The organism is Dyella sp. PARNA 12/25 (genome assembly GCF_055702865.1).
Map to the genome: position 1 here is coordinate 552,775 of NZ_JBVQCI010000002.1, position 20,586 is coordinate 573,360.

Annotated in this window: 19 protein-coding genes and 1 tRNA gene; 7 read left to right on the forward strand and 13 right to left on the reverse strand. The window is 63.5% G+C overall.

Translation table 11 applies throughout. The features are described 5' to 3' along the window. Positions 1-56: 56 nt before the first annotated feature. From AC0GUR_RS07235 to AC0GUR_RS07275, 9 genes are all read right to left on the reverse strand, one after another. Positions 57-572 carry a GNAT family N-acetyltransferase gene (locus AC0GUR_RS07235; protein ID WP_472876767.1) on the reverse strand — a complete coding sequence of 172 codons (516 nt, stop codon included), beginning with the start codon at positions 570-572 and terminating at the stop codon, positions 57-59. 89 nt (positions 573-661) lie between these two features. Next, positions 662-1,753: a redox-regulated ATPase YchF gene (gene ychF / locus AC0GUR_RS07240; protein WP_472876768.1), complete on the reverse strand. Its 1,092-nt coding sequence runs from the start codon at positions 1,751-1,753 to the stop codon at positions 662-664. Between the two features lie 50 nt (positions 1,754-1,803). Further along, the gene (gene pth, locus AC0GUR_RS07245) at positions 1,804-2,403 is read right to left on the reverse strand and encodes an aminoacyl-tRNA hydrolase (protein WP_472876769.1); all 600 of its coding nucleotides are present in this window, start codon (positions 2,401-2,403) and stop codon (positions 1,804-1,806) included. Positions 2,404-2,448: 45 nt separating this feature from the next. Continuing rightward, positions 2,449-3,099, reverse strand: coding sequence for a 50S ribosomal protein L25/general stress protein Ctc (locus tag AC0GUR_RS07250; RefSeq protein WP_472876770.1), 651 nt, complete (start codon positions 3,097-3,099; stop codon positions 2,449-2,451). Between the two features lie 106 nt (positions 3,100-3,205). After that, positions 3,206-4,144, reverse strand: coding sequence for a ribose-phosphate diphosphokinase (locus AC0GUR_RS07255; RefSeq protein WP_472876876.1), 939 nt, complete (start codon positions 4,142-4,144; stop codon positions 3,206-3,208). A 53-nt stretch (positions 4,145-4,197) separates the two neighbouring features. Continuing rightward, a tRNA-Gln gene (locus AC0GUR_RS07260) sits at positions 4,198-4,274 on the reverse strand. Positions 4,275-4,291: 17 nt separating this feature from the next. Beyond that, positions 4,292-5,686, reverse strand: a complete 1,395-nt coding sequence (gene ispE / locus AC0GUR_RS07265; protein WP_472876771.1) for a 4-(cytidine 5'-diphospho)-2-C-methyl-D-erythritol kinase — start codon at positions 5,684-5,686, stop codon at positions 4,292-4,294. 131 nt (positions 5,687-5,817) lie between these two features. Next, complete coding sequence (lolB, locus tag AC0GUR_RS07270) at positions 5,818-6,447, reverse strand: lipoprotein insertase outer membrane protein LolB (RefSeq protein WP_472876772.1); 630 nt, start codon at positions 6,445-6,447, stop codon at positions 5,818-5,820. Continuing rightward, positions 6,444-8,129: a tetratricopeptide repeat protein gene (locus AC0GUR_RS07275; protein WP_472876877.1), complete on the reverse strand. Its 1,686-nt coding sequence runs from the start codon at positions 8,127-8,129 to the stop codon at positions 6,444-6,446. Before AC0GUR_RS07275 ends, lolB begins: the two co-directional genes overlap by 4 nt. A 164-nt stretch (positions 8,130-8,293) precedes the next feature. On the opposite strand from AC0GUR_RS07275, the gene hemA reads away from it, so the two are divergent. The 4 genes from hemA to ppk2 all read left to right on the forward strand — a co-directional run bounded on the left by hemA (position 8,294) and on the right by ppk2 (position 13,770). Then, positions 8,294-9,568 carry a glutamyl-tRNA reductase gene (gene hemA, locus AC0GUR_RS07280; RefSeq protein WP_472876773.1) on the forward strand — a complete coding sequence of 425 codons (1,275 nt, stop codon included), beginning with the start codon at positions 8,294-8,296 and terminating at the stop codon, positions 9,566-9,568. A 71-nt stretch (positions 9,569-9,639) separates the two neighbouring features. Next, a complete protein-coding gene (prfA, locus tag AC0GUR_RS07285; RefSeq protein ID WP_472876774.1) occupies positions 9,640-10,719 on the forward strand; it encodes a peptide chain release factor 1 in 1,080 nt (359 codons plus the stop codon). Between the two features lie 50 nt (positions 10,720-10,769). After that, positions 10,770-12,875 carry an O-linked N-acetylglucosamine transferase, SPINDLY family protein gene (locus AC0GUR_RS07290; protein ID WP_472876775.1) on the forward strand — a complete coding sequence of 702 codons (2,106 nt, stop codon included), beginning with the start codon at positions 10,770-10,772 and terminating at the stop codon, positions 12,873-12,875. A gap of 115 nt (positions 12,876-12,990) precedes the next feature. Next, positions 12,991-13,770: a polyphosphate kinase 2 gene (ppk2, locus tag AC0GUR_RS07295; RefSeq protein WP_472876776.1), complete on the forward strand. Its 780-nt coding sequence runs from the start codon at positions 12,991-12,993 to the stop codon at positions 13,768-13,770. A gap of 31 nt (positions 13,771-13,801) precedes the next feature. On the opposite strand, the gene AC0GUR_RS07300 is transcribed toward ppk2, so the two are convergent. The 4 genes from AC0GUR_RS07300 to AC0GUR_RS07315 all read right to left on the reverse strand — a co-directional run bounded on the left by AC0GUR_RS07300 (position 13,802) and on the right by AC0GUR_RS07315 (position 16,643). Further along, entirely contained in the window at positions 13,802-14,299 is a 498-nt protein-coding gene (locus AC0GUR_RS07300) for a VOC family protein (protein ID WP_472876777.1), read from the reverse strand. Between the two features lie 322 nt (positions 14,300-14,621). Then, positions 14,622-14,888 (reverse strand): acylphosphatase, encoded by a 267-nt coding sequence (locus AC0GUR_RS07305; RefSeq protein ID WP_472876778.1) that lies wholly within the window; start codon positions 14,886-14,888, stop codon positions 14,622-14,624. A gap of 1 nt (position 14,889) precedes the next feature. Further along, a complete protein-coding gene (locus tag AC0GUR_RS07310; protein WP_472876779.1) occupies positions 14,890-15,369 on the reverse strand; it encodes a TlpA family protein disulfide reductase in 480 nt (159 codons plus the stop codon). Continuing rightward, entirely contained in the window at positions 15,366-16,643 is a 1,278-nt protein-coding gene (locus AC0GUR_RS07315) for a YihY family inner membrane protein (RefSeq protein WP_472876780.1), read from the reverse strand. Before AC0GUR_RS07315 ends, AC0GUR_RS07310 begins: the two co-directional genes overlap by 4 nt. Before the next feature lie 112 nt (positions 16,644-16,755). Between AC0GUR_RS07315 and wrbA the strand changes: the two genes are divergently transcribed. The 3 genes from wrbA to AC0GUR_RS07330 all read left to right on the forward strand — a co-directional run bounded on the left by wrbA (position 16,756) and on the right by AC0GUR_RS07330 (position 20,504). Continuing rightward, entirely contained in the window at positions 16,756-17,358 is a 603-nt protein-coding gene (wrbA, locus tag AC0GUR_RS07320) for an NAD(P)H:quinone oxidoreductase (protein WP_472876781.1), read from the forward strand. Positions 17,359-17,393: 35 nt separating this feature from the next. Then, on the forward strand, positions 17,394-17,708 hold the full coding sequence (locus AC0GUR_RS07325) for a DUF2069 domain-containing protein (RefSeq protein ID WP_472876878.1): 315 nt from the start codon (positions 17,394-17,396) through the stop codon (positions 17,706-17,708). Positions 17,709-18,005: 297 nt separating this feature from the next. Continuing rightward, complete coding sequence (locus tag AC0GUR_RS07330) at positions 18,006-20,504, forward strand: S9 family peptidase (protein ID WP_472876782.1); 2,499 nt, start codon at positions 18,006-18,008, stop codon at positions 20,502-20,504. The last annotated feature ends 82 nt before the right edge of the window (positions 20,505-20,586 follow it).

Below are 20,586 nucleotides of genomic sequence, written 5' to 3' on the forward strand. Positions count from 1 at the left end.
TGCGGGAAAGGCCTCATTATGCGCTGCGACGCATGGCCGCACACGGGTGACGCGCATTACCCACGCCTCGCCACCCTGTAAATCATTGGTGTGGCGATGATCTTGCTGCGCCCTCTGATCGGGCGGCCGTCATGGACAAACCCAAAATGCAGGTACACGGGTATGGCGCCACGAGCCGCATTGAGGGTGAATGTCCGTGTGCCCGCGCGGCGCACACAGTCGTCACGCAGGCGGCGCCAGAGCTTGCTCGCTATGCCCTGCCCCTGATGGCGCGTTCCAACGAACAGCTGGAACACGTGGCTGTCATGGCGCACGGCAGCGACACCCGCCAACACGCTATCCATGAAGGCGAGATGGAACCGGTCACCCGCCCTGAGCCTCTCGCGAATGACCGGCGTGGCCATTCCCGCCTCTATGGCTGCGACAGCCTCAGGAGGCTGCTCAGGCAGGACCCAGCGGCGCACCACCCGACGCGCCAACACGGAGATGGCGGGAGCATCGTCCATGCGTGCCAATCGAAGTCGCAGCTCGCCCATGCCGGCATCACAGCACGCGGCCAGAGGCGGCGACAAGCTGCATCACTCCCGGAAATCTGGTTGCCGCTGGACAGCAACAAAAAAAGCCGCGCAGTGCGCGGCTTTTTCAGGGAGGCAACGACCGATCAAACGTTGAACAGGAAGTGCAACACGTCGCCATCCTTCACCACGTAATCCTTGCCTTCCTTGCGCAGGCGACCCGCTGCCGCCGCACCGGCTTCACCCTTGTACTGGATGAAGTCGTCGTAGCTCACCGTCTCGGCACGGATAAAGCCGCGCTCGAAGTCGGTATGGATCACGCCAGCAGCCTGCGGCGCGGTGAAGCCGCGCTTGATCGTCCAGGCGCGCACTTCCTTCACACCGGCGGTGAAGTAGGTCTGCAGGTTGAGCAGCTTGTAGCCGGCGCGGATCACACGGTTCAGGCCCGGCTCTTCCAGGCCCAGGTCCTTGAGGAATTCGTCGCGGTCCGCATCGTCAAGCTGCGAGAGTTCTTCCTCGATAGCGGCGCACACCGGCACGACTTCGGCGCCTTCGGTAACCGCCCGAGCACGCACAACATCCAGGTGCGGATTGTTCTCGAAGCCGTCTTCTCGCACGTTCGCGATGTACATCAGCGGCTTGAGCGTGAGCAGGAACAGGTCGCGGACGAGCGCCTTTTCATCGTCATCCAGACCGAGGCTGCGCGCGGACTTGCCTTCGTTGAGGCCGGCGGCGAGCTTCTGCAGCACGGGTTTCTTGGCGATGGCGTCCTTGTCGTTCGCCTTGGCGGAACGCTCGGCGCGGTTGAGCGCCTTCTCGACGGAATCGAGGTCAGCCAGTGCCAGCTCGGTATCGATGGTTTCGATATCGGCGATGGGATCGACCTTGCCAGCCACGTGGATGATGTCGGTGTGCTCGAAGCAGCGCACCACGTGCGTGATGGCATCGACTTCACGAATGTGCGCGAGGAACTTGTTGCCCAGGCCTTCGCCCTTCGACGCGCCAGCCACCAGGCCGGCGATGTCGACGAACTCAACCGCGGTCGGGATCACCTTCTGCGGGTTGACGATATCTGACAGCGCGTTCAGGCGCAGGTCCGGCACCGGCACCACGCCCACGTTCGGCTCGATAGTGCAGAACGGGAAGTTGGCCGCAGCGATACCCGCCTTGGTCAGCGCGTTGAACAGGGTGGACTTGCCGACGTTAGGCAGACCGACGATGCCGCATTTGATGCCCATGGGAACTCCGCAAAGCTGTGATCTGGCGACAGGTGAAGGCGATTGAGCAATCAGCTCGCCGCGTTCTTGCCTGCCACCGGGGTATGTAGTTGTTGCATGGCCTTGTCGAACTGGCCATCGACCGCGAGCGGCAGCACGTCGAGTGCGCGCGCGATGCCATCGATGATGGCGTCCTCATCCTTCTCGGATGGGCGCCCCAGCACCCACGACGTGACCTTATCCTTGTGACCTGGATGGCCAATGCCCACGCGCATGCGATGAAACTTGGCATGGCCAAGGTGCGCAATGATGTCGCGCAAACCGTTCTGGCCGCCGTGGCCGCCGTCGAGCTTCATGCGCACGGTGCCCGGGTCGAGATCCAGCTCGTCGTGCGCCACCAGGCACTCGTCGGGCTCGATCTTGTAATAGCGCAGCGCCGAAACTACGGCGATGCCGCTCTTGTTCATGAAGGTGGAGGGCTTGAGCAGCCACACCGGCTGGCCGCCGATGCGAACCTTGCAGGTTTCGCCATGCAGCTTGCCGTCGAAACCGAAGCGCTCGCCTTGCCCTGACGCCAAGGCGTCAACAAACCAGAACCCGGCGTTGTGCCGGGTTCGGAGATATTCGGCACCGGGATTGCCCAGTCCGACGATGAGTCGAAGACCCGCCATGAGATCGGGGCGGCCCGTGCCCGAAGGAGCACGGGCCGCAGCGACTTACTTCTTGGGAGCTTCGGCGGCCGGCGCAGCGGCCTCGCCTTCAGCGGCCGGAGCCTCTTCAGCCTCTTCCTTCACCGCATTGGCAGTGACGACGGCGATGTCGTGGTCAGCACCCAGGTGCAGCGCGACGATTTCCACGCCCTTCGGCAGCTTGAGCTGCGACAGGTGGACGATGTCGCCCGGCTTCAGGTCGGCCAGGTCGAGTTCGATGAACTCCGGCAGATCCTTCGGCAGGCAGGACACTTCCACTTCCGTCAGGTTGTGCGAGATCACCACGCCCGAGGTCTTGGCGGCGGCGGACTTTTCCTGGTTCAGGAAGTGCACCGGCACGTTGATGTGGATCGCCTTGTTCTCGTCAACGCGCTGGAAATCCATGTGCAGCATCTGCAGCTTGTACGGATGCTTCTGCCAGTCGCGCACCAGCACCTTCTGCACCTTGCCGTCGACGTTCAGGTCGAGCACCGAGGAGAAGAACCACTCGTGCTTGGCCGACAGAAGGATGGTGTTGTGTTCGATCTGAATGCTCTGCGGGGCCTGGCCGGCACCGTAGACAACAGCAGGCACGAAGCCGGAATGACGCAGGCGGCGGCTCGCACCTTTCCCCTCGTCATTACGGGCCGAAGCCTTGATTTCATGAGTCGTAGCCATGTTGGTATTGCCTATCAGTAGTGAACCGCCTCGCGGCGGTCATGCGACTCCCCCGCGACCAGAGGAGTCGTGAAACAGCGGCCGGCTTGCGCCCGCCGCGGAAAACTCAGTCGATGTAGAGCGAGCTCACCGACTCGCCAAAGGCGATGCGGCGGATCGTCTCCGCCAGCAGCTCGGCGACCGAGAGCTGACGGATCTTGCTGCACGCGGCCACTTCGGGACGCAGCGGCAGGGTATTGGTGACCACCAGCTGGTCGAGCTGGGAGCCTTCGATGTTCTTCAGCGCCGCGCCCGACAACACCGGGTGCACGCAGTACGCCACCACCTTGCGGGCGCCGCGCTCTTTCAGGGCTGCAGCAGCCGCGCACAGGGTGCCGGCGGTATCCACGATGTCATCGACCAGCACGCAGGTCTTGCCGTCCACCTCGCCGATGATGTTCATCACCGTGGCGACGTTCGCCTTCGGGCGGCGCTTGTCGATGATCGCCAGGTCCGCATCGTCGAGGCGCTTGGCCATCGCACGGGCACGCACCACGCCACCGACGTCCGGGCTGACCACGATCAGGTCGTCCATGCTGTGGTTGCGCCAGATGTCTGCCAGCAGCACCGGCGAGGCATAGACGTTGTCCACCGGGATGTCGAAGAAACCCTGAATCTGGTCCGCGTGCAGGTCCACCGTGAGCACGCGATCCACTCCGGCGGTGCCGATCAGCTTGGCCGCCAGCTTCGCCGTGATCGGCACGCGGGCCGAACGCGGACGACGATCCTGGCGGGCATACCCAAAGTACGGCATCACCGCGGTGACCGAGGCCGCCGAAGCGCGCTTGAGCGCGTCCACCAGCACCAGCAGCTCAAACAGGTTCTCCGCGCTCGGCGCGCCGGTCGGCTGCAGCACGAACACGTCCTGATTGCGGACGTTCTCCTCGATTTCCACCTGGGTCTCGCCATCGCTGAATCGACTGACGAGGGCCTTGCCCAGAGGGACGCCAAGACGCTGAGCGACATCCTCAGCAAGCGCACGATGGGCATTACCGGTGAAGAGCATCGGGCCGGACGTGTCGACAGTCATTTTTTAAACCTGATGAGCCATGTGTGGAATGGCTGGGGCGGAAGGATTCGAACCTTCGCATGCAGGAATCAAAATCCTGTGCCTTAACCAGCTTGGCGACGCCCCAGTAATACCTGGTTTTTCCTACCTGCCGTTCCCACCAACGCCGCGATGGCGCGCCAGGGCGACATGTAGCGGAGAGACATCCTCGCCCCTGGCCACATGGGCCGTGAACCTGGCGGGACAGCGCTCCGCAATGGCCTCGGCGCGTTCCGGAGAGTCCGTCTCCAGGAACACACACGCACCGCTGCCGGAAAGCCTTGCCCGGCCGAAGCCGTCGAGCCAGTCCATCGCCGCAGCCACACGCGGATGTCGCGCGCGGACTACGGGCGCGAACGCGTTCTCGACCGTTTCGCCCGAAGCAAAGGATGAAATTGTCGCTGCCGGAGCATTTCGTGTCAATTCAGGCGCTTGAAAAAGTGCCCCGGTCGGCACGTGTTCGTGGGAGTCAAGCACCACATACCAACGCTCTGGCAAGGCCAGCGGCGTGAGTTTTTCGCCGATGCCTTCGGCCCAGGCCGAGCGTCCCCGCACGAAAACGGGCACGTCCGCACCCAGTTGGCGCCCCAGTTCGGCTAACGCATCCTCGTTCAGACCCGCACCCCACAGGCCGTTCAGCGCCACCAGCACGGTGGCCGCATCCGAGCTGCCGCCACCCAGGCCCCCGCCCATCGGGATGCGCTTCTCCACCTCGATGTCGACCCCAGCGCCCACAGGCGCGTGCGGCTGAAGCAGACGCGCAGCGCGCACCACCAGGTCGCTGTCGGCCGGCACGCCGGGTACGTCGGTCATGCGATGGACCGCGCCATCCCGGCGCACGCGCAGGCGAATTTCGTCACCCCAGTCGAGCAGGCGGAACACCGTTTGCAGCTCGTGGTAGCCATCGGCTCGCCGGCCAGTGATACGCAAGAACAGGTTGACCTTGGCTGGCGCGGGCCAAACCGTCCAGTCCGCCGGGTCCGGCGGCGCCAGCGGGCGAGTCATGAACACGCGCAAATCGTCGGGAAAGCCGTTTTCGCGGTCACGCTCGCGGGCGAAAGCAAATTCGGGGCGGTTCTTGTCAACCACCACAAAGCCGTGTTTCGCATAGAACGGGGCGTTCCATGGCACATCCGACAGCGTGCCCAGATCGACCCGATGGTAGCCAGCCATGCGTGCCCAGCCGCAGGCATGCTCGAGCAGGGCCGCGCCGATGCCGCGCTGGCCATGGGATGGCAGTACGTCCATCTCGGCCACACCAACGGCATTACCGCCCTCCTCGGCATCTAGCCAGACGAAACCCACCGGCTCGCCGGAGCCGATCACGGCCACCCATACCAGCCCACGCGCCATCGCCTCGCGCAGAATTTCGGGTGGCACCGATACGCGGCGATAGGAGGGCCATGCGCGATGGCCTCGAAACAGCTCCACCGCGGCACGCTCGATGGCGCAAAGAGCATCGACCTGATCGGGGCGGGCGCGTTCGATGTGGAAGGTCATGCTTCGTCGAATTCCGGCTTATGACCCCTGTAGGAGCGCACTTTGTGCGCGACCGCAGAGGTCAGGATTTCCGCTCCGCCGGTTTGTCGCGCACTGGGTGCGCTCCCACAGGAGAGACGAGGTTCGAGGGTTTACTGGATGTTCCACGACTCCACCGACAACCTCACCTTGTACGGCGGGTTTTCGGCGAACACCTTGGACGGCACGGCCGGCTCACGCGTGGTATTCCAGGCCGGATAGTTCACGTTCCAGCCGTCCTGGTTCAGCAGGGCCGGCAAACCATCGTCACCGAACTTAAGCTCGGCCGGGCCGCTATCGGCACGCACGCCCAGCACCCAGGCGCGGAGATTCCGCAGCGGCACGTGCCAGCCCAAGGCCTTCTCCACCAGTGATTCGGCATCGGGGCTACGCAGAGGGCCGCCATCGAGCCCCTCGAGCACGGCACCGTCTTGCGTCACGCTGAGCTTGAAGCTCTTGCTACCCACCGGGCCGCGCACGACGAAGTCGTAGTTTTCGCCGTTCTGGGTCCAGGTCAGCGTGCCGCTGCCGCCTTCGCTCTTGCCATTCACCGTGCCGGATACGCCGATTTTCCCTTGCAATACCCAATGATCGGTCTTGGCCAGCAGGTGCTCACGCGCGCGTTGCTCATTGAGCAGCGTGGCGTAATCCGCGTGCGGCTGCGGCTTTACCGCCTCTTTGTGGACGCACGCGGCTAGCAGCAGCGGCAAGGCTGCCGCGAAAAGTCGAATGAAAAGCTTCATGGATTGAGGCGCTTGAGAGTGTTGTGGAGGCTCGTGCTCTGCGGGTCGATCTTACGCACTTCATCAAAAACGCGCCGCGCATCCTGCTGGCGACCCTGCTTCCACAGCACTTCACCGAGATGCACGCCGACATCGGCATCCTTATGCGCCGCCCAGGCGCCACGGAGCGTCGTTTCAGCGACGTCCAGGTGACCAAGCCGGTATTGCAGCCACCCCCAGGAGTCCTGGATAGCCGGGTCGTCGGGGCGAGCGGCGCGCGCGGATTCGATCAGGCGCTGCGCCTCGGGCAGATCACGGTTGGCGTCGGCCAGCGTGTAACCCAGCGCATTGCTGGCGTCGGTGTCGTCCGGCTTGATCTCCAGCAGGTGACGGAAGTCGTTGACCGCCTGATCGATCATGCCCGCCTCGGCGTAAACCATGCCGCGGCTGTACAGCAGCCCCGGATCGTCCGGCGTTACCTGCAGCGCGCGCGAAAGCGCGCGCTCGGCCTGCGCGTACTGCTGCTCATCCGTGTACAGCTCGGCGTCCACCTCGTAGGCGCGGCGCAGCAGGGCCGGCTGATCCAGGTAGTCAGTCTGCATCTGGGCCAATTGCTCGTGTGCCTCGGCACTACGACCCAGCCCCTGCAGCAGCACGGCGCTGCGCAGATCGGCGTCAAACGCGTGGTCGTCGTCGTCGGCCACCTGGTCGTACCACTTCAGCGCTTCTTGCTTGCGATCCAGCATTTCTGCCAACTGCCCGAGCAGATAGGCGCTGCTCTGACGCACCTGGTCGGACGATCGCTGCAACTGGTTGTACAGACGGGTGATGGTCTTGGTGTCATTGGTCTGCGCCGCCAATGCAGCCCTCAGCGCATAGGTGTCGGCGTCTTGCGGCCCGTTGTCCAGCAGGCGAGCGGCACCCGCGTAGTCACCGCCCTGCCCCAGCAAGGTGGCGTAGGCCAGGCGCAGGTGGGTGTCCTTCGGATCCTTGGTCAAAGCCTTGTCGAACAAGGCCTTGGCACCGACCTTGTCACCGTCGCGGAATTTCATCTGGCCCAGCCATGCGTAGGTCTCGGCCGTGCCGAAACGCTTCACGGCAGCTTCCGCAATCTGCATGGCATAGGCGTGCCGCCCCAGCTTGTCGCCCAGCTCGCTCATGGCCAGCCAAGCTTGCGGATCGGCCGGCAGACGCTGCGGTGTCGCCACGGCCTCGAGCAGCTGCGAGGCCTGCGCGGCGTCGCGGCTGCCCACCAGTACCCGGCCAAATTGGCGCCATGCATCCGGGTCACCGGTGCTCACCAGCAATTCCAGCTGCCGCTGCGCCTCGGCGGTATGGCCCTGGCTCAATGCCAACTGAGCCCGGGCCTGAGCCAACCCGGCGGGCTTGGCACCCAATGCCTGCCAGCGGGCGATGGCCGCCTGGGCGCCAGCGGTGTCGCGAACGGCGATGGCAAGGGCTGCGGCCTGCTCCGCCACCTTGGGGTCGTTGGACAGCATCATGGCCTGCGAGTACGCCGCCGATGACGCCTTGAGATCCGTGCGCGTGAGCGCCATTTCGCCGCTAAGTAACTGAGCGATCAGGTCATGGTTCTCATCCGGGGTAGCCACCACCAGCGTCCCCAGCGGTTGCCGGGACGCTGCCGACGGATGCCCCGCCCCTCCCGATACGGTGGCGCAGCCGGCCAGCACCAGTGCCGACATGCCACCCACTGCAAAATGCCGCAGTTGCTTGAACTTGAACCACGTGCTCAGCACACTATTCTCCGCTCATCCGTCTGTCACAGCCGTTGCTACTATGTGGAACGGCCGTCGCCAAAGCCTAGTTTACGCCGCCGGATGTTTCCCGCTTCGAATAGCCCTGAACCATGACGCTGATCGCCTTAGGGCTCAATCACCTCACCGCGCCCATCAACCTGCGCGAGCAAGTGGCATTCGATACAGAGGCCACTGGCCCTGCGCTGTTGGCGCTCACCCGTGAACCCGGCGTAGAAGAGGCCATGATCCTCTCTACCTGTAACCGTACCGAACTATATGTGAGTGTTGCGGCAGGAGCCGAAGGTGTTCCCCAGGAATGGCTACGCCGTCACCATCAACTGACTGCAGGCAAGCTGGACGAGTTCCTCTACCGACATGACGAAGATGCTGCCGTACGTCACATGTTCCGCGTTGCCACCGGGCTGGACTCGATGGTGCTGGGCGAGCCGCAGATTCTCGGGCAGGTAAAAGACGCGTATCAGCAAGCCCGCGATGCCCAGTCGCTGCGCGCACCGATGGAGCGCCTTCTGCAACACACCTTCGCTGTGGCCAAGCGAGTGCGCACGGATACTCGCATCGGTGCGCACACTGTGTCGGTGGCATTCACCGCCGTGCGTCTGGCGGAGCAGGCGTTTGCCGACTTGCGTCAGGCCTGCGTGCTGCTGATCGGGGCCGGTGACACCATCGAGCTCGCTGCGCGTCACCTGGTCGACAAGCAGGTGCGTCGACTGATCGTGGCCAACCGCACGCTGGAAAATGCACAGGAACTTGCGAGCCGCTACGGTGGCTACGCGGTTTCGCTCAACGACCTGCCGCAGCATCTGGCCGAAGCCGACATTGTCATCAGCTCCACCGCGGCGCGTCAGCCCATCGTGACGCACACCATGGTGGAAAAGGCAGTAGTCGCGCGTCGTCGCAAGCCGATGTTCATGGTGGACATTGCCGTGCCACGCGACATCGAACCCTCCGTGGGCCAACTCGACGATGTCTTCCTCTATGGCATCGACGACCTGCGCCAGGTGATCGACGACAACCGCCGCTCCCGCGAAGCCGCTGCACGCGAAGCCGATGCCATCATCGACTTGCAAGTGGGGCGCTACATGGCCTGGCGTCGCGCACTGACGCTGCGCAACCCGGCGGTGGATCTACGTCTGCATGCCGAGGCCTATCGCGACGAAGTGCTGGAGAAGGCCCGCGCCATGATTGCGCGCGGCAAGTCGCCGGAAGAGGCCCTGGCTTTCCTGGCCAACACGTTGACCAACAAGCTGCTGCACCACCCCAGCGCCCGTCTGCGCGAAGCCGCGCTCAGCGGCGACATGGATCTGCTGCACGCTGCGGGACGTCTGTACGGCATCACTGAAAAGCCAGAAGTGAGTGAAGATTAGTGAGCTGAGAGAATGCTTGTGCGGTACTTCGCTCTTCTCTCACTTCTCACTCCTCTTAACTCACTTCCCCCATGACGCCTTCCATTCGCCGCAAGCTCGAATCCCTCGCCGAACGTCACGAAGAAATCGGCCTGCTGCTTGCACAGCCCGACGTACTCGCGGACAACAACCGCTTTCGCGAGCTATCACGTGAATATGCGCAGCTCGAACCAGTAGCCGCTTCGCTCCATGAGCACGATCAGGCCGAACGCGAACTGAGTGACACGCGCGCCATGCTCGACGATCCCGAATTGCGCGACATGGCGCAGGACGACATCGGTCGCCTGGAACAACGCCTGGCCGAGCTCGACGACGAGCTGCAGATCCTGCTGTTACCTAAAGACCCGCGTGACGAGGCCAACCTGTTCCTCGAAGTGCGTGCCGGCACCGGTGGCGATGAGGCGGCGATCTTCGCTGGCGACCTGTTCCGCATGTACACGCGTTACGCCGAACGCCGCCGCTGGCATGTGGAAGTGCTCAGCGAGAACGCCGGTGAACATGGCGGCTACAAGGAAATCGTGGCGCGCATCGCGGGCAAAGGCGCGTATTCACGCCTGAAGTTCGAATCGGGCACGCATCGCGTGCAGCGCGTACCGGAAACGGAGTCGCAGGGGCGCATCCATACCTCCGCGGCCACGGTGGCAATCCTGCCGGAAATGGACGAGATCGACGATATCGAGATCAACCCGTCCGACCTGAAGACCGACACCTTCCGCGCCTCGGGCGCGGGCGGGCAGCACGTCAATAAAACCGACTCGGCCATCCGTATCACCCATCTGCCCACCGGCATCGTGGTGGAGTGCCAGGACGAGCGCAGCCAGCACAAAAACCGCGCCCGCGCGCTGAGTCTGTTGAAAGCTCGCCTGCTGGACGATGAGCGCAGCAAGCAGGCCGCCGCGCAGGCCGAATCCCGCCGCCTGCAGGTGGGCTCGGGTGATCGCAGCCAGCGCATTCGCACCTACAACTTTCCCCAGGGCCGCATCACCGATCACCGTATCAACCTCACGCTCTACCGCTTGCCGGAAGTACTGCAGGGTGACCTGGACGAACTGGTCGATACGCTCACTCGCGAAAACCAGGCCGACGAGCTGAAGGCGCTGACAGCAGGCTAAGTGACCTCCTCCGGATTGGCAGCCACGCCGCCCTGCGCTAGTTTGGGCGGATGACTGACCTCTTTACCCCCTCCTCCCAGGCACTGGCGCAACAAATCGTCGCCCAGATCGAACGTGGCGCATTCCAGGAAGCCGAACAGTCGGCCATCCTGGCCCGCGGAAACTACCCCGACGACGCCGAGCTGGCGCGACTGCATGGCATCGCCCTGATGCAGCTTGCCCGACACGCCGAGGCCATCCAGGCGTTGGAGCAGGCTGCCCAGCTAGCGCCGCAGAGCATCGAAGTCCAGTGCAACCTGGGCAGTGCCCAATTGGCCGGCGGCGATGCCGATGGCGCCATCGAGCGCCTTCGTGCCGCCCTGCGCATGGCCCCAGGCCACCCTGCCGTGTTGCTGACGCTGGGCAATGCGCTGATGGCGGCAGCCCGCTACGGGCATGCCCGTGAGTCCTACGCCATGGCCACGCACGGCGCACCCACGCACCCTGGCTTGCGACTCAACCTGGCCGCCGCGGAGCTGGAGCTTGGCCATGTCGACCAGGCCAAGCTGCACATGGAGGAAGCGCTGCAGCTGCACCCGCGCTTCGATGCAGCCCATGCATTGCGTGGCCGCATCCTGCATAAGCAGGGGCAGGCCCAGCAGGCCACCGAGGCCTGGTTGCAGGCGGAGGTGCTCTCCCCGCGTAACCCCGCGTACCCATTTGCAGCGGGCCAATCGCTCGAAGAAGCTGGCCAGCTTACCGCCGCTGCCGACGCCTACGCGCGCACTTTGAGGCTCAACCCGAACGACGGCCGCGCGCTCAGCCAGCTGCCGTTCCTGCGCCGTCGCCTCTGCGATTGGCGCGAGCTCGACGACTTGAGCTCACGCCTGCGACAGGCCGTGATCGACGGCACGGCGGTCGCTAGCCCCTTCGTGATGCTGGCAGAGGACGTTGACGCGGCGCTGCAGCTTCGTTGCGCCAGTACCTTTGCCGCCTCGATCGACAAACAGGTCGCGCCGCTGCGCAAGCAACAGGCGTTCACCTATCCCAAACTCGCACCGGACACGCCGATTCGCATCGGCTTTGTCGCCGATGGCTTCAACGACCACGCCACCGGCTTGTTGATGGTGGCGATGCTCGAAGCACTGGCAGACGACGAAGGTCTGGACCTGCACCTGTTTGCCACCACGCCGGACGACGGCGGCGCGATTCGTCGGCGACTGGCCAGTGCGACCACGCTGCATGACGTATCGCCACTCAATCACGCCCATGTGGCCGAGCGCATCCATGGCACCGGCATCGAGATCCTGTTCGACCTCAACGGGTACTCGGGCCATGACAACGCCGAATTGTTCGCGCTGCGTCCCGCTCCAGTGCAGGTGAACTGGCTCGCCTACCCAGGCAGCTCCGGTGCGCCCTGGATCGACTACCTGGTCGCCGACAAGGCCGTGCTACCGGACAGCCTGCGCGCCACCGTGAGCGAGAAGTTGCTGCGCCTGCCGCGTTGTTACCAACCCAACGACAACACACGCATAGTCGCCGAGCCGCCCTCGCGAGCCGAATGCGGCCTGCCCGAACAGGGCACGGTGTTCGCCTGCTTCAACAACAGCTACAAGCTCAACCCGGCCGCGTTTGCGCGCCTCATGCTGGTGTTGCAGCAAGTGCCTGACAGCGTGCTCTGGTTGCTCAGCGGGCCGGACGGCGCCGATGATCGTCTGCGCGCCGCAGCTACCGTTGCCGGCATTGAACCGGAGCGGCTGGTATTCCTGCCGCGACTGCCCCATGCCGACTACCTGGCTCGTTACAAGCACGCTGATCTGTTCCTCGACACCCTGCCCTACAACGCGCACACCACCGCATCCGATGCACTGTGGGCGGGTTGTCCGGTGCTCACCTGCACCGGGCGCACCTTCGCCGGTCGCGTAGCCACCAGCCTGCTGTTGCAGGTAGGTCTGCCGGAGCTCGCCTGCGAAGACGAGGAAGCGTTTATCGCCATGGCAACCCAACTGGGCAACGATCCCCACGCGCTCGTCACGCTGCGTCAGCATCTCTCGCAGCAACGGTCGCAAAGTTCGCTGTTCGACATGAAGGGTTTCGCCAAAGATTTCCGTCGCGCCGTGCAGGCCATAAGCGCGCGCTATCGCATTGGTCGCAGCCCGGTGGATCTGGATCTTTAAAACCAGGAGCGAGAAGTGAGTAGTGAAAGTCGCGCAACCCAGCGCAGGAGCACGATGCTCTTCTCTCACTCCTCACTTCTCTCCACTCACTTCTGGCTCTCAGGGAGACACGCTCATGGCCAAGAAGGACAAAAGCTACCGTCGCTTGATGGAAGAGCTGCAGATTGAGCTAGCCGAGTTGCACCGATGGCTGCAGCACAGCGGCCATCGGCTGGTGGTGGTGTTCGAGGGCCGTGACGCGGCGGGCAAAGGCGGGACCATCAAGGCCATTACGCAGTCGATGGATACGCGCGGCTATCGCATCGCCTCGCTGCCTAAACCCAACGAAACCGAAGCCACCCAGTGGTACTTTCAGCGTTACGTGGAACATCTGCCCAGCGCTGGCGAAATCGTGCTGTTCGACCGCAGCTGGTACAACCGCGCAGTGATCGAGCCGGCCATGGGTTTCTGCACCAAGTCGCAGTACAAGGCCTTCATGAGTGCTGTGCCGGCCTTTGAAAAATTGCTGACGGACGACGGCATCATCCTGATCAAGTACTGGCTGGCAGTGGACCAGGAAGCGCAGGAAGAGCGCTTCGCCGAACGCGCGAAAAACCCTCTGAAACGCTGGAAACTGTCACCTAACGACCTCGCCTCCCGTGAGAAGTACGCCGAGATCGGCGAGTTGCGTGACGTCATGATCGAACGCACCCACCGCCCCAGTGCGCCGTGGTTCGTGGTCGACTTCAATGACCAGAAGCGCGGCCGCATCAACCTGATCCGGCACCTGCTCGAACAGGTGCCGCGCCATGAAGAATCCATCCCCGAGCCGAAACTGCCCAAGCTCAAAGGCAAGCTCAGGACCGAAAAGGTGACCAGCAAGGCGGTATGGGTGCCGGACAGCTGCGGCGAATGAGAGCGGCCTTACTGCGTGGCCGCTCGCCCATTTAAGCGGCCGCGCGGCGCAGTTCGTGCAGGTCGAGTTTCTTCATCTGCATCATCGCCGCAGCGACGCGCGCCACCTTGCCCGGATCAGGGTCGGTAAGCAGGCGAATCATCTCGTCCGGCACCACCTGCCACGACAGGCCGAAACGATCCTTGAGCCAGCCGCACTGCCCGGATTTTTCATCCACTCCTTGCAGCAGCTTGTCCCAGAAGTAATCCACCTCGTCCTGCGAGTGACAGTGAACCACCAGTGATACGGCTTCATTGAAACGGAACACCGGGCCGCCATTGAGCGCCGCCATCGACTGGCCATCTAACTCAAAATCGACCGTCATCACCGAACCCTCCACGCGCCCCGTCGCGGCGGCGCTTTCCGCGGAATAACGGGTGGTGGCGCGAATGCGCGAGTTCTCGAATATCGAGACGTAAAACATCGCCGCCTCTTCGGCTTGGTGGTCGAACCAAAGAAACGGGGTGATGCGCTGAAAACGGGCGGTCATGTGGCTTCTCCTGCCATGCGGGTGCGAGGGCACCATGGAAACGAAAAGACGCGCACGAAGCGGATGCTTCAGATCATCGACGAACCATGTGCCCGCGATTCGACAGAGCATGGGAAGCTTCGCGCTGTAAGACCAGGGTGGATGTCATGTGAAAGCCGCCCTAACTGACTTCCCGCAGGCCGCGTCGCGGCGAAGCCTGACAAAAGGCTCCGCTCGCATTGGCATGCATCGCCAAACGCGTTAATCATCGCGAGGAAATTGAGGCGTGTTTCACTATGTTTGATTGAGCCGCCAGCAGTGATCGCGTTGCTGGAGTCAGCCTCTATGCCGTAAAGAAACCAGCCCGCTCAGGGTCGAGGCAGCTTTCACGCGCAACGTCCGTAACCTTCGCCGCTGCTGGCCCGCGCCATAGCCAGCGTTCCAGCTCGTCGACCGCAGTGGCCTCGCCGCTGGCGACCACTTCCACGCGACCATCCGGCAGGTTTTTCGCGTAGCCGGATAGCCCTAGCACCAGCGCCTGGTCGCGGGTGCTGGCGCGATAGAACACGCCCTGCACTCTGCCACTGACCAGGAAGCGCGCGGCGACCATGTTATTTCCCCAAGCCCATGGCCTGGCTCAGCGATGCATCAGTCACCGGCCCGATGAAACGCTTGACTACCTTGCCATCCGGGCCGATCAGCCACGTGGTGGGCAAGCCGCGCGGCTCATCGAAATCTTTGAGCGGTTTGTCCAGCGTCACCTGCGCGATGGGATAGCTCACGGGGTGCTTGGCCAGGAAGGCTTCGATATCGGCTTTGTCGCTGTCTTCAAAAGCCAGGCCGATAGCGGCGACCTTGTCCTGATGCTGAGTAACGAATTTCGAAATGTCGGGCATTTCCTTGATGCACGGTATGCACCAGGTGGCCCAGTAGTTGACGATCACCCACTTGCCGCGCTGCGCCGACAGATCAAACGTTTTGCCGTCAAACGTGGTGACTTTGAGCGACGGCTGCTCAGGCATGGCCGCGTGCGCCAGGCCAGCCATGCCGAGAGCCAGCACTACAGCGGCCAGCGGTTTCAACAGGTTCATGAATGCATATCCTCGGAATCGTTTGATGCAGTGGCACCGACCGGATAGGCCTGGTCCAATCGCGTGCGCAGCGTCCCATGGAGCGATTGCGCCGCACTGTCCAGTAACGCCACCAGCCTCGGCGACAATTGCAGGTTGTGCAGGCGTGCCTCCTCCGCGGGGTACAAAGGCACGCGGTAAGGGCAATGAGCATACACGTGCTCCAGGTCGGTGCTGTCGAGACTGCGACACAGTAGCCAGCCACCACCCACTTCACCCTGGATCAGCTCGGCGCGTTGCAGGTCTTCGAAGTAGCACACGATCGACGCACGATGCAGACGCGGCTCCTTGGCGCGCACGCTGTCCGGATCGATCCGCTTCCCCTGCCGCTGCGCTTCGATGAAATGCCCGAGCACGACAAACAGCCCGAGCAACGACGCATCCTGCGGCAGGTACTGCTCGGGCGGAAGGTAATCGAACGCGGAGACCGATGCCGCCACCGACGCGCACAGGATCACGATGACCCACGACAGGTAGATCCACAGCAGCAGGATGGGCAGCGCCGCCAGCGCGACACCATAGACCTGCTGGTAAGTCTGGGCGTGATGAATGAAGCGGGTGAATCCCCAGCGGGCGAACTCGAACAGAATCGCGCCCAGCAGCGCACCGATGGCGGCGTTGCGCCAATGAATGCGCCGATTCGGCACCACCATGTACATCAGCATCAAGGTGAGGAAAGTCACGATGAAAGGCAGTGTGCTCAGCACCCGCTGGCGCAGGCCGAGCGTATCCGCCGCATCGTGCAGAAACGGTACCGCTGTGACGTATGACGCCATGGCCAGCCCGCCGACCACCAGCACCGGCCCCAGGGTGAGTGCTGCCCAGTAGAGCAGCAGGCGTGAGGCCCAGCCGCGCGGGCGCTGCACACGCCAGATGCGGTTCATGCGGTCCTCGATGCTCATCATCATCGACAAGGCGCTGAAGAACATCACCAGAATACTGATGCCGGTGAGCCGGCTGGCGTTGTTGGCGAAGCCGTCCAGGTACTCCTGCACACGCTCACCTGCCGTCGGCACGAAGTTGTTGAACACAAAGGTGATCAGTGTCGTTCGCGCTTCGGCAAAGGCGGGAAACGCAGCAAAAATGGCCAGCGAGGCGACGATCAGCGGCACCAGCGACACCAGCGTGGTGTACGAGAGCGCACCGGCTGTCTCGAAGCACTTGTCGTCGATGAATCGATGCCACAGGAAGTGGCTGAAACTCCGCGTTCGATCGCGGTCAAATTGGAGGGCCATGACTGCTCCTTCCTCGGCACCCGGTCCGGTAGTGCACCTGACGACCTGCCGGCAGGCAACACGGGCGAGATCGAACGCTACACTAACCGATCACGACGCTGGCGCCCAAACGATGCTTCAAGAGATTCTGGTTCTTTACTACAGCCGCTCCGGTCACACCGCTCAGCTCGCGCGCCTGGTGGCGCGGGGCGTGGAGGAAGTACCCGACATGCGTGCCCGCTTGCGCCAGGTGCCGCCCGTGGCACCCGTGACTGAGGTGGCCCAGCCGCCGGAACCGGACCAAGGTGCGCCCTATGTAACCCGGGACGATTTGGTCGAGTGCGTGGGTCTGGCCATGGGTAGCCCTACCCGCTTCGGCAATATGGCGGCGCCGCTCAAGTACTTTCTCGACTCCACCGGCGCCGAGTGGGCCAGCGGCGCACTCGCCGGCAAACCGGCCGCGCTGTTCACCGCCACCAGCACAATGCACGGCGGGCAAGAGTCGACCCTGCTCACCATGGCGTTGCCATTGCTTCATCACGGCATGCTGATCGTGGGCCTGCCCTACACCGAGCCCGCACTCACCGCCACGCAGAGCGGCGGCACGCCTTACGGCGCCAGCCACGTCGCCGGCGCCAATGGCGAGAACGCCATTACCGAGCACGAACGCGAACTGGCGCGCGCCCTAGGTCGACGTCTTGCCGATGTCGCGCGTCGTCTGAGTGCGAAGGCGTGAGTGTGCCTGTCAGCACCGTGCATCGCGTAGGCCTGATGGCGTGGGCTGCGCTGGCCGCGCTTCAGCTCGTCTGGCACGGCTGGCTGTTCCCGGCCGAAAGCATGCCGGTGCCCGTTGCCCTGGCCATCACTTTCATTCCACTGCTGCTGCCGTTGCTTGCCATTCGCAACGTGCCCCGCGCGCTGCTGTGGGTAGGCATTCTCAGCCTGTTCTATTTCAGCCACGGCATTGCCGAGGCATGGAGCGCACCGGGTGAGCGCATGCTGGCCTTTATTGAGATTGGCCTGACGCTGATCTTGATTGGCTCGCTGGGGCTAGGTGTGCGACGCAAAAGAGCAGGGGTGAGTTGAGAGGATTGAGCAGCAAGAGGATGCCCTCCCTCGTGCTAGCCCCTTGCTAACTCGAAAACGGCCAAAGGATCGAAACGTCATTCCCGCGAAGGCGGGAATGACGCATCGCTCTTTGCTGGGTTCCCGCCTTCGCGGGAATGGCGCATCGCTCTTTTTGGCCACTTTCCATCTTGAGATGGGTTCAACTTCGTTTCTGGCTCTTCAGCTCGAAAGTTTTCTCGAAGGCATGACTTCCAGCAGGGATGGCACGCGCTGACGGCAAGGTAAGGTCGAACGGTTCAGATAGGAGACTGTTCGATGCGCCTCACCACCCTCGGCAAGCGATTGCCTCTTGTTGCCGGCCTGATGGCCCTGCTCCCCGCCGCCGTGCTTGCCGGCTACGACAAGCCGCCAGAGCCCTTGCTCGGTGTCATGCATGCGCCCTTGCCGGCGATCCCCATGCTCGATCCCACGCGCGAGCGCATGTTGCTGGTCGAGCAGTCCCAGTATCCGTCGATTGAACGTGTGGCCGAGCCTTATGTGAAGCTGGCCGGCCTGCGCATTGAGCCGCGCAACCACAGTCGCCACGATGCCTCGAGCGGTTACGGCATCCGCGCCTGCCTGAAGAACTTCACGCTGGAAGACGTGGTCAGCCACAAGCAGATTCCGGTGAGCCTGCCAGCGGATGCCTGTCCCGGCACCCCGTATTGGTCGCCCGATGGCCGCCGCTTCTCCTTTACCAACACCACCGATGAGCGCACCGAGCTGTGGCTGGGTGATGCACTTACCGGCAAGACGCGTCGCGTGGAAGGCGTCGCACTCAACCCCGTCATGGAAAACAGCGTGCAGTGGCTGCACGACAGCGATTCGCTGCTGGTGAAGCAGGTACCGGCCAACCTGGGTCCTGCGCCCAAGGCAAACGCCAACGCTGGTCCGGAAATCAAAGAATCCATCCAGGGCAAAGGCGAGAGCAGCACGTACGAAGCGCGCGACACGCTCGCCAGCCCCGACGATGAGGCGTTGTTCGATTACTACGCCACCGCGCAACTCGCTGTCGTCGATGCCGACAGCGGCCAGGTCCGCGCTATCGGCAAACCTGGCGTGATTGCGGGCGTATCTGGTGCGCCCGACGGCCAGCACGTGCTGATCGAAACGCTGAAGAGGCCCTACTCCTACGTCACCACCTACGAACGCTTCGCGCGCGACGTCAGCGTGCTCGATGTGCGCAGTGGACAGTCCACAGCCATCGCTTCGTTGCCGGTGGCCGACCGTGTGCCAGTGCGCGGCGTGCCGGTGGGCCCGCGTGATTTCGAATGGCGCGCCAATGCGCCCGCCACGCTGATCTGGCCCGAGGCGCTCGACCAGGGTGACTGGAAAGTCACCGTGCCCAACCGCGACAAAGTGATGATGTGGAGCGCACCGTTCAGCGGCAAGCCGCAGGAAGTGACGCGCACCGCGCAACGCTTCAGCGGCATGCGCTGGCTGGCCCAGGGCAACGAACCGTTTGTGTACGAGTACGACGCCAACCGGCAGTGGGTGCACATCAGCCGCATCGATGTGTCCCACCCCTCCAAGGCTGCGCGCACGCTGTGGGATTACTCGGCCAACGAGAACTACAAGAATCCCGGCACGCTGCTGAGCCAGATGTTGCCCAACGGCGTCAGTGTGGTGCGTCAAGATGGCGACATGGTGTATCTCGCCGGCCCCGGCGGCACCCCGAAGGGTGACCGCCCGTTCCTCGATCGTTACAACCTCTCCAACGGGCACACGGAGCGCCTGTTCCGCAGCAGCGCGGAGACGTACGAACGCCCGGTGGCGGTTATGACCGGCGGCGAGCGCTTCATCACGGCACGGCAATCGCCAGCGGAGCCGCCCAATCTGTTCCTTTACACATTGGGCGCGGCGGCGAACGATCCCAACACGGGCGAGGCTGCGTTTGCTTCCAACGCCGAGGCCATCACGCACATCGCAGACCCGACGCCACAAGTTCGCGGCATCGGCAAGCGACTGGTGACTTACAAGCGCAAGGACGGTGTGGAGCTTTCCTTCACCCTGTACACGCCGCCGGGTTACAAGGAAGGCACGCGCCTGCCGGCCATCCTTTACGCCTATCCCCAGGATTTCGCCGATCCCAGCCAGGCTGGACAGATCAGCGGCTCGCAGCAGAAGTTCGATGTGCTGCGCGGCTACCGTCTGCTGCTGCTCTCGGGTTACGCGATCATCGACAACGCGGCATTCCCCATCGTGGGTGATCCGCGCACGGCGTATGACACGTATATCGAGCAGCTGACGATGGATGCGCAGGCTGCGGTGGACAAGGCCGTGGAACTCGGTGTCGTCGACCGCAATCGCATCGGCGTCACTGGCCATAGTCACGGCGCGCTGATGACGGCCAACCTGCTCGCACACACCCATCTGTTCCGCGCAGGCGTGGCCACCAGTGGCGCTTACAACAAGACGCTGACGCCGTTCGGCTTCCAGAACGAGCGCCGCTCGCTATGGCAGGCACCGTCGGTGTACGAGCAGGCATCCACGTTCTTCCATGCTGACAAGGTCAAATCACCGTTGCTGATTATGCACGGCATGGACGATGCCAACCCCGGCACCGAACCGATTCAGTCGCAGAAACTGTTCCAGGCGATTCGTGGCCTGGGTGGCACCACGCGACTGGTCATGTTGCCGCACGAGCCGCATTGGTACACCGCCATGGAGTCGAACGAGCAGGAGGTGTACGAGATGCTTACCTGGTTCGATCGGTACGTGAAGAACGCGTCGCAGAAGAGCGAAGCGGGGGCGTCAAACAAGTCAGCGCCTTAAGGTGTGACAAGGATGGAGAGTGTCGGCAACGGCACTCTCCATCGTGGCGTTGCGCCACGCGTTCCCTCTCGCCCGCCAAGTC

Coding starts and splice junctions, on each gene's coding strand:
- ppk2 (WP_472876776.1), top strand. CDS start 12,991: ATGGCCAAGAAGGACAAAAGCTACCGTCGCTTGATGGAAGAGCTGCAG.
- ispE (WP_472876771.1), bottom strand. CDS start 5,686: ATGACCTTCCACATCGAACGCGCCCGCCCCGATCAGGTCGATGCTCTT.
- hemA (WP_472876773.1), top strand. CDS start 8,294: ATGACGCTGATCGCCTTAGGGCTCAATCACCTCACCGCGCCCATCAAC.
- AC0GUR_RS07325 (WP_472876878.1), top strand. CDS start 17,394: ATGGCGTGGGCTGCGCTGGCCGCGCTTCAGCTCGTCTGGCACGGCTGG.
- lolB (WP_472876772.1), bottom strand. CDS start 6,447: ATGAAGCTTTTCATTCGACTTTTCGCGGCAGCCTTGCCGCTGCTGCTA.
- ychF (WP_472876768.1), bottom strand. CDS start 1,753: ATGGGCATCAAATGCGGCATCGTCGGTCTGCCTAACGTCGGCAAGTCC.
- pth (WP_472876769.1), bottom strand. CDS start 2,403: ATGGCGGGTCTTCGACTCATCGTCGGACTGGGCAATCCCGGTGCCGAA.
- AC0GUR_RS07255 (WP_472876876.1), bottom strand. CDS start 4,144: ATGCTCTTCACCGGTAATGCCCATCGTGCGCTTGCTGAGGATGTCGCT.
- AC0GUR_RS07290 (WP_472876775.1), top strand. CDS start 10,770: ATGACTGACCTCTTTACCCCCTCCTCCCAGGCACTGGCGCAACAAATC.
- AC0GUR_RS07330 (WP_472876782.1), top strand. CDS start 18,006: ATGCGCCTCACCACCCTCGGCAAGCGATTGCCTCTTGTTGCCGGCCTG.
- prfA (WP_472876774.1), top strand. CDS start 9,640: ATGACGCCTTCCATTCGCCGCAAGCTCGAATCCCTCGCCGAACGTCAC.
- AC0GUR_RS07300 (WP_472876777.1), bottom strand. CDS start 14,299: ATGACCGCCCGTTTTCAGCGCATCACCCCGTTTCTTTGGTTCGACCAC.
- AC0GUR_RS07310 (WP_472876779.1), bottom strand. CDS start 15,369: ATGAACCTGTTGAAACCGCTGGCCGCTGTAGTGCTGGCTCTCGGCATG.
- AC0GUR_RS07315 (WP_472876780.1), bottom strand. CDS start 16,643: ATGGCCCTCCAATTTGACCGCGATCGAACGCGGAGTTTCAGCCACTTC.
- AC0GUR_RS07305 (WP_472876778.1), bottom strand. CDS start 14,888: ATGGTCGCCGCGCGCTTCCTGGTCAGTGGCAGAGTGCAGGGCGTGTTC.
- AC0GUR_RS07250 (WP_472876770.1), bottom strand. CDS start 3,099: ATGGCTACGACTCATGAAATCAAGGCTTCGGCCCGTAATGACGAGGGG.
- wrbA (WP_472876781.1), top strand. CDS start 16,756: ATGCTTCAAGAGATTCTGGTTCTTTACTACAGCCGCTCCGGTCACACC.
- AC0GUR_RS07275 (WP_472876877.1), bottom strand. CDS start 8,129: ATGTCGGCACTGGTGCTGGCCGGCTGCGCCACCGTATCGGGAGGGGCG.